The following is a 7,045-nucleotide window of genomic DNA, read 5'->3' as shown; positions in this document are numbered from 1 at the left end:
GGACGCGTTTTTTTTTTTACTTCCCCGCCCCCCCCGGTGACCCTCCCGCCGCCCCCCCCCCCCCCTTGCGACCCTCACCCCCCCCCCGCCCGGGGTTCCGACAGCCGCCCGGCCTGCCCCGGGCCGGGCGCAGGCCGGAGCCTCCCGCTCCCCTCGTGCCGCCGGCCTCGGTCGGTGCCGGAGGTGGAACCTGGAGGCCGCGCCGGCCACGGAAGACAGCGGGGCACGACAGCGAGCTCCTCGGTCACCCCCCGGCTTGCTCGGTGGGCTGCCCGGACCGACGGGACTGCCCGTCACCACCTCGCCGAGAGTGCCCGCCGGTGGTGGGAGGATCTCGACTCCGGTACCCGGATGTTCACTTGGTGGTCCGGCTCCGAAGGAGCACGACAAGCCGCGTGCGCGGAGCTGAAGGTCTGGCTGACCGCTCGGGCTCCCTCCGTTGGACGCTAGATGATATGACCAGCCCCGGGGGCAGGCCGTAATTCGCTTGCCCCGGCGGTGGATAGGCGCTGCACTGTGGCCGGGCACCACGGCTCGTGGTGCCCGGCATCCCGGGGAGGCGGCGGCAGCGATGGAGATTCGTTCCACGAGCGACGAGGACCTTGACGTCTTCGTCGACACGGTCCATGCCGCGTTCGGACGCTTCCCGGAGACCCCGGTCGAGGGCGGCGGGCTCTGGTGGTCGGCGATCGACATGGACCGCTGCCTGCTCGCCCTGGCGAAGGACGGGCGGCCCGTCGGCACGGCCGCCACGCACGCCTTCGAACTCACCCTGCCCGGTTCGCACCTCGTCCCGGTCGCCGGTGTGACCGCGGTCGGCGTCCTGCCCTCGCACCGGCGCCAGGGCGTGCTCGGCGCGATGATGCGGCATCAGCTCGCCGGGTTGCGGGCAGGCGGGGAGATCCTCTCGGTCCTGCTGGCCTCCGAGGCCCCGATCTACGGCCGGTTCGGCTACGGGCCGGCCACCTACACGCAGCGGCTGACGGTGCCGCGCCACCGGGCCGCCCTCGCGCTCCCCCGGGTGCACGGACGGGCCGACGCGCCGGCGAACACCTCGGGTACCACCTCGGGTACCGCCTCGGACACCGGCACGGTCGAGCTCCTGCGGCGCGCCGAGTGCGGCGGGATCCTGGAGGAGGTCTACGACCGGTACCGCCGCGCCCAGCCCGGCGCACTGTCCCGGCCGCACCGCTGGTGGGCCCTGCGCGCGGGCCAGCCCCCGGTCTCGGCGGCGCCGCGCCACGTCGCCGTCCACCGGAACGCCGACGGCGTCGCGGACGGGTACGCCAGCTACGCGCTCGGCGAGCCCGACACCTTGACGGTCGACGAGACCGTCGCCACCGATGACGCCGCCTACACGGCCCTGGCCCGGTTCGTGCTCGGGCACGACCTCGTCACCCAGGTCGTGTTCAAGCACTTCCCTCCCGAGCACCCGCTGCGCTGGCAGCTTGCCGACTTCCGCGCCGGCCAGGTGAGCGGCGACACCGACTGGCTCTGGGTGCGGCTGCTGGACGTCCCGCGTGCGCTGGCCGCGCGCGGCTGGTTCGCGGACGGCGAGCTCGTCCTCGACGTCCACGACCCGTTCCTCGGCGAGCACGGCCGCTACCTGCTGACCGCCCGGGACGGCAGGGCCGTCTGCGTCCCGACGGACCGGGAGCCCGACCTGTCCCTGGACGTGCGCGACCTGGGCTCGGTCTACCTCGGCGGCACCGCCCCGAGTACGCTCGTGCGGGCCGGACACGTCCGGGCCCACCGCCCGGACGCGGCTGCCCGTGCCGACGCCCTCTTCCGCGCCGAACGCTCACCGCACTGCCTGCACTGGTTCTGACCGCGCTCGCCACCCCGCGCGTGACAGCACCGCGCATGGCCGGCGCGCGGCGGTCCGGCGTCAGGCGCTGTCCGGCGCCGGCCGGGGGCCACCCTCGACGCCGTGATCCTCTATGAACTCCTTGAAGCGACGCAGGTCTCCCCGCACCTGCCGGTCGAGCACACCCAGCTTGTCGGCGGCCTTCTCGGCCAGCCCGTTGGGCTGGAAGACCATGACCATCCTCACCCGCGTCCGGCTCGTGTCGAGCGACTCGAAGTCGACCGTGCCGGAGTGCTTCACGGTTTCGCCGGTGGTACGCCAGGCGACCCGCTCGTCCGGTGCCCGCTCGACGATCTCGGTCTCGAACTCCCGGAGCAGTCCGGCGATCCTCACCCGCCAGTAGGCACGGCGGTCGTCCAGCTGCCTGACCTCCTCCACACCCTCCATGAACTGCGGGAAGTCCTCGAACGACGCCCACTGCTCATAGACGACGCGGACCGGCACGTCCACGTCGATCGACTCCTCCACCCTGCTCATCGCCACACCTCCACACCGCCCCGCCCGGCCGGCCCGCACACGACCGCCGGACGAGGAATCCGCTGACGGCACCACTGTCCATCCTGTCCCTCCGCCGAGCGGCGGCAACCCGCCGACCCGCGGGCGAACCGGCCCCGATGCCACGGACGGACCGGGGCCGCGGGGCCGTCACCGGTCAGGGCAGGACGTCATAGGTGCAGACGGCGGAGAAGTCGAGCACGGATCCCGGCGTCGCGTGCGCCCCGAGCGGCGAGACGATCCGGTCGTCGATCCGCTCGCCCTGGAACCTGTTCGCCGGGAAGCTCATGTCCGGGGAATAGATCCGGCCGTACCGCTTCATCCAGCCCTCCCAGATCCGGTCCACGTTGCAGTGGTGCAGGTAGAACGCGGGGTCGTTGGGGGACGTACCGAACGCCATGTCCCCGCTGATCCACACGTGGACCTGGTTGTGCATGTGGACCGGACGGACGGGATCGCTCGGTATCCAGCCTTCGAGCAGGTTGCGGAAGCCCCGCGAGGACACGTTGAAATCGCGGGTGTCGTAGCGGGCCGCCGGCCCGCTGCCGCTCGGCGGCGCGTAGGCGAGCGTGCTCTTGACCTCGGTGCCGGTCGGCAGGGCGGGCCAGTCCACGGCGAGGAACCGGCTCAGGCCGCGGGGCGGGTCGGCCTGGACGGGCATCCCGCCGGGGTCGCTCTCGATGCGGACGGCGAAGGTCGCCGGATCGGCCGGGTCGAACGCGAACCTCCCGGTGCTGACGGGGTCGCCGTCCCCTCCCAGGTAGTGCTCGGTGAAGACGGTCGCGTCGGTGGGCGAGCCGAGGTCGCCGTCGGCGGCCCAGTCCCAGTAGGGCAGCGCGAAGCCCGGCTTGTCCAGGATCTTCTGGATCTTCGCCTCCAGCAGGCCGAGCATCACCCGGTGCCACGGGAGGAAGATCGGCCCGGCGTGGGCGGCGTTGCGGTCGTCGGGGTTCCCGCCCGGTGGGATCGGGGTCATCATCGTCCAGCAGTGCCAGATCACGAACTGGTCGTAGGTGTGCACGGGGGCGGCCGGCCCCGGGACGCCGAGTTGCTGGGTGGTGAAGCCGCTCTCCTCCTGTTTGAGTGCGAGGACGCCCTCGATGTAGTCGTCCCGCGCGGCGGCGTCGGTGAGGATGTTCCTTCGGACGACGGACATGTCACGGGTCCTTCGGGAAGTGCCTGGGGTACTTGCGGATCAGCGTCCGGACCGTCTCCACCGCCGAGGTGAACTGGTAGGCCGGCAGGCCGTGGCAGGACAGCGAGCCGTCGTCGTGCACGTTGAGCCCGACCGCGAGCGGCCGGCCGTCCACGGTGATCTCGTACGAGGTGACGATCTTGATCTTGTGGCCTTCGAACTCCACCTCGCGGACGGAGGACGCGTGGCCGTGGTGGCCCATGTGGTCGTGCGCGGGCTTGATGCTCGCGAGGTGGTTCCCGAACGTTTCCGGGTCGATGGCGGCGGCCAGGTCCGCCGAGGTGATGGTCGGATCCATGTCAGCATCCCGGGAGGTTGCGGTACGGGCGCGCGACCGGAGTGCGAGCGCCCTCTCCCTCTCACCATCCCGCCGGAACGGGAGCCGCGCAGCTCGGTCGCCCGGCGGCCACGCAGCGTGGCGGCCGGGCCGGGGAACCGGGGCGACGGTGGTGCGACCGGTTGCCGTCCGTGCGCGAGCGGCCCTAGCCTCCGCGACAGGTGCGCGGGGTTCAGCGCGCGGAGCCGAGGTCCCGCTCGGCCTCGGGCCCGTCGAGGAGGAGGGTGGTCTCCTCGATGCGCCGGAAGCGCCCGCACGGGCCGTACTCGCCGAAGAGGTAGACCTCCATACGGACCCGGGTGCCGTCGGTCTTGACGACGTCCACGGTGTGGCGGTCGGCGGTGAGGTTGCCGGCGTGGAACTCCTCGTGGACCTCCAGGGTGCCCGAGGCGACGACCCCGCGCAGGTGGCGGATGTGGTCGACGAAGGCGGCCCGGTCGGCCCAACTGCCGTCGGTGCGCTGGCGGTAGTCGGGGGTGAAGTGGCGGTCGACGGCGGTGTCGAGGTCGAGGCCGGGGGTCAGGAGCAGGTCGGTCAGGGCGGCGGTGATGGTGGTGTGCGAGGCGGTGACGGACATGGCGGTTCCTTCCACGGACCAGGAGTGCGTGCGTGCCGCACGCTTATGGAAGGACTGTACCCCAGAACGCGTGCGCCGCGCACGCTAGGATGGGAGGCGTGAAGGACACCCCCTCCCCCAGGCCTGCCACCACCCCCGACGACACCTCCGACACCCCCGACGCCGCAGCCGTCGCCGGTCTCGGTGACGCCGTCGCGGACGCCCTCGCCACCCTCCTGCGGCGCGGCACCCGCACCACCCTCTACCACCGCCTCACCGAGCACCTCGGCGAAGCGGTGGACGAGGTCACCTACCCCGTCCTCAGCGGCCTCGGCCGCACCGGCCCGCGCAGCGCCGCCGACCTGGCCGTCGAGATCGGCCTCGACCGCTCCGGCGTCAGCCGCCGCGCCACCCGCCTGGAGGCAGCGGGCCTGCTCCGCCGCCAGCCCGACCCCCACGACCAGCGCGCCACCCTGCTCGCCCTCACTCCGGACGGCGAGCGCACCGTCGCCGAAATGCGCCGCCGTCTGGCCGACAGTATCGAAGCCACCCTCGCCACCTGGCCCCCCGCCGAGGCCGGGATCTTCGCGCGCGCCCTGCAACGCTTCACCGAACAGGGCCCGTTCAGCTGACCCGGAGGCACGGACGGGACCGCCCGGCACCCGGACCTCCGCGCGTTCGGGGCTCACCCGGAGCAGGCGTCGACGAGAACGGCCGGCCCTCCCCGGCCGGTCGATGCCCGGCGCGACGCCGACCGGCTGCGCGCGGGGCCGGCCGGAGGAGCAGCGTTCGTTCCCGGCGCGGCCTCAGGTCCGCTCGCGCCGACGGGAACCGGGCCTCGACGGGAACCGGGCCTCGACGGGCTCCGGGAACTCCCCGCAGACCGGCGGACGAGGTGGCCGGAAGCGGTGATCGTCCGACCGACCTCGTCGTCGTGTCGGTACGGTACTGTGCCGTTCGCGTGCGTCGGGATTCCGGCGCGGGGGACCTGTTTGGGGGGCTGATGGAACGTCGTACTGTCCTGCGCGGACTGGTGGGTGTGCCGGTCGGGGCGATGGCGGTGGTCGCCGCTGCGGGGACCGCCAGGGCCGACTTCACCACCACGGTCAATCCGTCGCACACCTGGGGCACCTGGGAGGGCTGGGGCACGTCGTTGGCCTGGTGGGCCAACCAGCTGGGCCCGCAGGAGGACCTGGCCGACGTGCTGTTCAGCCGGAAGACCGTCCAGTTCCACGGTGAGACGGTGCCCGGCCTGGGCATGAACGTGGTCCGCTACAACGCCGGCGCCTCGGGGACGAACAGCATCGGCGGCAGGACGATGAAGCCCGTCCCGGCGCTGGACGGTTTCAAGAAGATCGAGGGCTACCAGCTCGACTGGTTCTCGGACGACCCGCAGTCGGCGAGCTGGAACTGGAACGCGGACGCGAACCAGCGCGACATGATGTGGCTGGCCCGGGACCGGGGCGCGGACAAGTTCGAACTCTTCACCAACTCGCCCATGTGGTGGATGCTGAAGAACGACGATCCGCGCGGAGCGGTCAGCGGCCACACCTGCAACCTGCAGGACGGCAACTTCGGCCGTCACGCGGCGTACCTGGCAACGGTGGCGCGGTACGCCCACGACCACTGGGGCATCGACTTCACCTCCGTTCAACCCGTCAACGAACCGCTGGCCAAGTGGGAGGCGTCGACGGAGTCGATCGAGGGGCAGGAGGGTTGCCACTACGACCGCCCCCAGATCGCCGAGATCGTCCGGCAGACCCGCGCCCAGCTGGACGTGCGGGGCCTGAACTGGATGATGGTGGCGGGTCTCGACGACTGGGGCGTCGGAAGCGCCGTGTACAACTGGACCAACAACTCCGACTTCGACGCCGCCACCCGCGCGGCCGTGGGCCGGGTCAACGTCCACGGTTACGAGGACAACGGCGACCGCTACGCACTCCACCAGGCCGTGGCGGCGGACAACAAGGACATCTGGATGTCCGAGTACGGCGACGGGGACACCAGCGGCATGCTCCTCGCCCGGAACCTCAACTACGACCTGCGCTGGCTGCACCCCACGGCCTGGGTCATCTGGCAGATCCTCGACTGGAACAACTACGGCGCGATCAGCCTCACCAACGGCGTGATCGGCGCGGTCAACCCCAAGTTCTACGTCCTCGCCCAGTACATGCGGCACATCCGCCCCGGTATGACGATCATCGACGCGGGCCACCCCGACGCCGTCGCGGCCTACGACGGCGTCAACCACAAGCTGGTCATCGTCGCCGTGAACTACGGGGGAGACGGTCAGACGATCGACTTCGACCTGTCCAGGTTCAGCACGCCCGGCCAGGACAACGCCCTGATCGGCCGGTGGGCCACCGGAACGAACCCCGGTGGCGAGCGCTACCGGTACTACGAGGACACCTACCTCCACGGCAACCGGTTCTGGTCCACCTTCAACGCCCGTACCGTGCAGACCTTCGAGGTCTCCGGCGTGTACCTGTAGGCCGCACGCCCGTCACACCCGTCGCGCCCCTCGCGGCCGCCCCGGGCCGGCGCCCGCGAGGGCGGCAGGCCCGACGGGGGGACCCGCGACCCGGCGGTCGACCG

7 protein-coding genes are annotated in these 7,045 nt (G+C 72.0%); 3 read left to right on the top strand and 4 right to left on the bottom strand.

The window, feature by feature from the left end; all coding sequences use genetic code 11:
- The first annotated feature begins 571 nt into the window (after positions 1–571).
- Complete coding sequence (locus ACFWOG_RS38160; RefSeq protein WP_380364094.1) at positions 572–1,828, top strand: GNAT family N-acetyltransferase; 1,257 nt, start codon at positions 572–574, stop codon at positions 1,826–1,828.
- Between the two features lie 60 nt (positions 1,829–1,888).
- Here ACFWOG_RS38160 and ACFWOG_RS38155 read toward each other — a convergent pair whose 3' ends face one another.
- The 4 genes from ACFWOG_RS38155 to ACFWOG_RS38140 form a co-directional block, all read right to left on the bottom strand.
- Entirely contained in the window at positions 1,889–2,344 is a 456-nt protein-coding gene (locus ACFWOG_RS38155) for an SRPBCC family protein (protein ID WP_380364092.1), read from the bottom strand.
- Positions 2,345–2,519: 175 nt separating this feature from the next.
- Positions 2,520–3,518: a tyrosinase family protein gene (locus ACFWOG_RS38150; RefSeq protein ID WP_380364090.1), complete on the bottom strand. Its 999-nt coding sequence runs from the start codon at positions 3,516–3,518 to the stop codon at positions 2,520–2,522.
- A 1-nt stretch (position 3,519) separates the two neighbouring features.
- Positions 3,520–3,855: a hypothetical protein gene (locus tag ACFWOG_RS38145; RefSeq protein ID WP_329950232.1), complete on the bottom strand. Its 336-nt coding sequence runs from the start codon at positions 3,853–3,855 to the stop codon at positions 3,520–3,522.
- Between the two features lie 211 nt (positions 3,856–4,066).
- Positions 4,067–4,471 carry a nuclear transport factor 2 family protein gene (locus tag ACFWOG_RS38140; protein WP_329883792.1) on the bottom strand — a complete coding sequence of 135 codons (405 nt, stop codon included), beginning with the start codon at positions 4,469–4,471 and terminating at the stop codon, positions 4,067–4,069.
- A 215-nt stretch (positions 4,472–4,686) separates the two neighbouring features.
- Here ACFWOG_RS38140 and ACFWOG_RS38135 point away from each other — a divergent pair, with 215 nt between their 5' ends.
- Together ACFWOG_RS38135 and ACFWOG_RS38130 are read left to right on the top strand one after the other, a co-directional pair.
- Positions 4,687–5,082: a MarR family transcriptional regulator gene (locus ACFWOG_RS38135; RefSeq protein WP_329883821.1), complete on the top strand. Its 396-nt coding sequence runs from the start codon at positions 4,687–4,689 to the stop codon at positions 5,080–5,082.
- Positions 5,083–5,453: 371 nt separating this feature from the next.
- Complete coding sequence (locus ACFWOG_RS38130) at positions 5,454–6,941, top strand: glycoside hydrolase (RefSeq protein ID WP_355405662.1); 1,488 nt, start codon at positions 5,454–5,456, stop codon at positions 6,939–6,941.
- The last annotated feature ends 104 nt before the right edge of the window (positions 6,942–7,045 follow it).

Source organism: Kitasatospora sp. NPDC058406, from assembly GCF_042722765.1.
GTDB lineage: Bacteria > Actinomycetota > Actinomycetes > Streptomycetales > Streptomycetaceae > Kitasatospora.
Note: the sequence above shows the minus strand (reverse complement) of the source record. Positions and strands in the feature narration are given on the sequence as shown.

Bases quoted from the DNA above. Each gene is read 5' to 3' on its own strand.
- ACFWOG_RS38145 (WP_329950232.1), bottom strand. From the start codon at position 3,855: ATGGATCCGACCATCACCTCGGCGGACCTGGCCGCCGCCATCGACCCG.
- ACFWOG_RS38150 (WP_380364090.1), bottom strand. From the start codon at position 3,518: ATGTCCGTCGTCCGAAGGAACATCCTCACCGACGCCGCCGCGCGGGAC.
- ACFWOG_RS38140 (WP_329883792.1), bottom strand. From the start codon at position 4,471: ATGTCCGTCACCGCCTCGCACACCACCATCACCGCCGCCCTGACCGAC.
- ACFWOG_RS38130 (WP_355405662.1), top strand. From the start codon at position 5,454: ATGGAACGTCGTACTGTCCTGCGCGGACTGGTGGGTGTGCCGGTCGGG.
- ACFWOG_RS38155 (WP_380364092.1), bottom strand. From the start codon at position 2,344: ATGAGCAGGGTGGAGGAGTCGATCGACGTGGACGTGCCGGTCCGCGTC.
- ACFWOG_RS38160 (WP_380364094.1), top strand. From the start codon at position 572: ATGGAGATTCGTTCCACGAGCGACGAGGACCTTGACGTCTTCGTCGAC.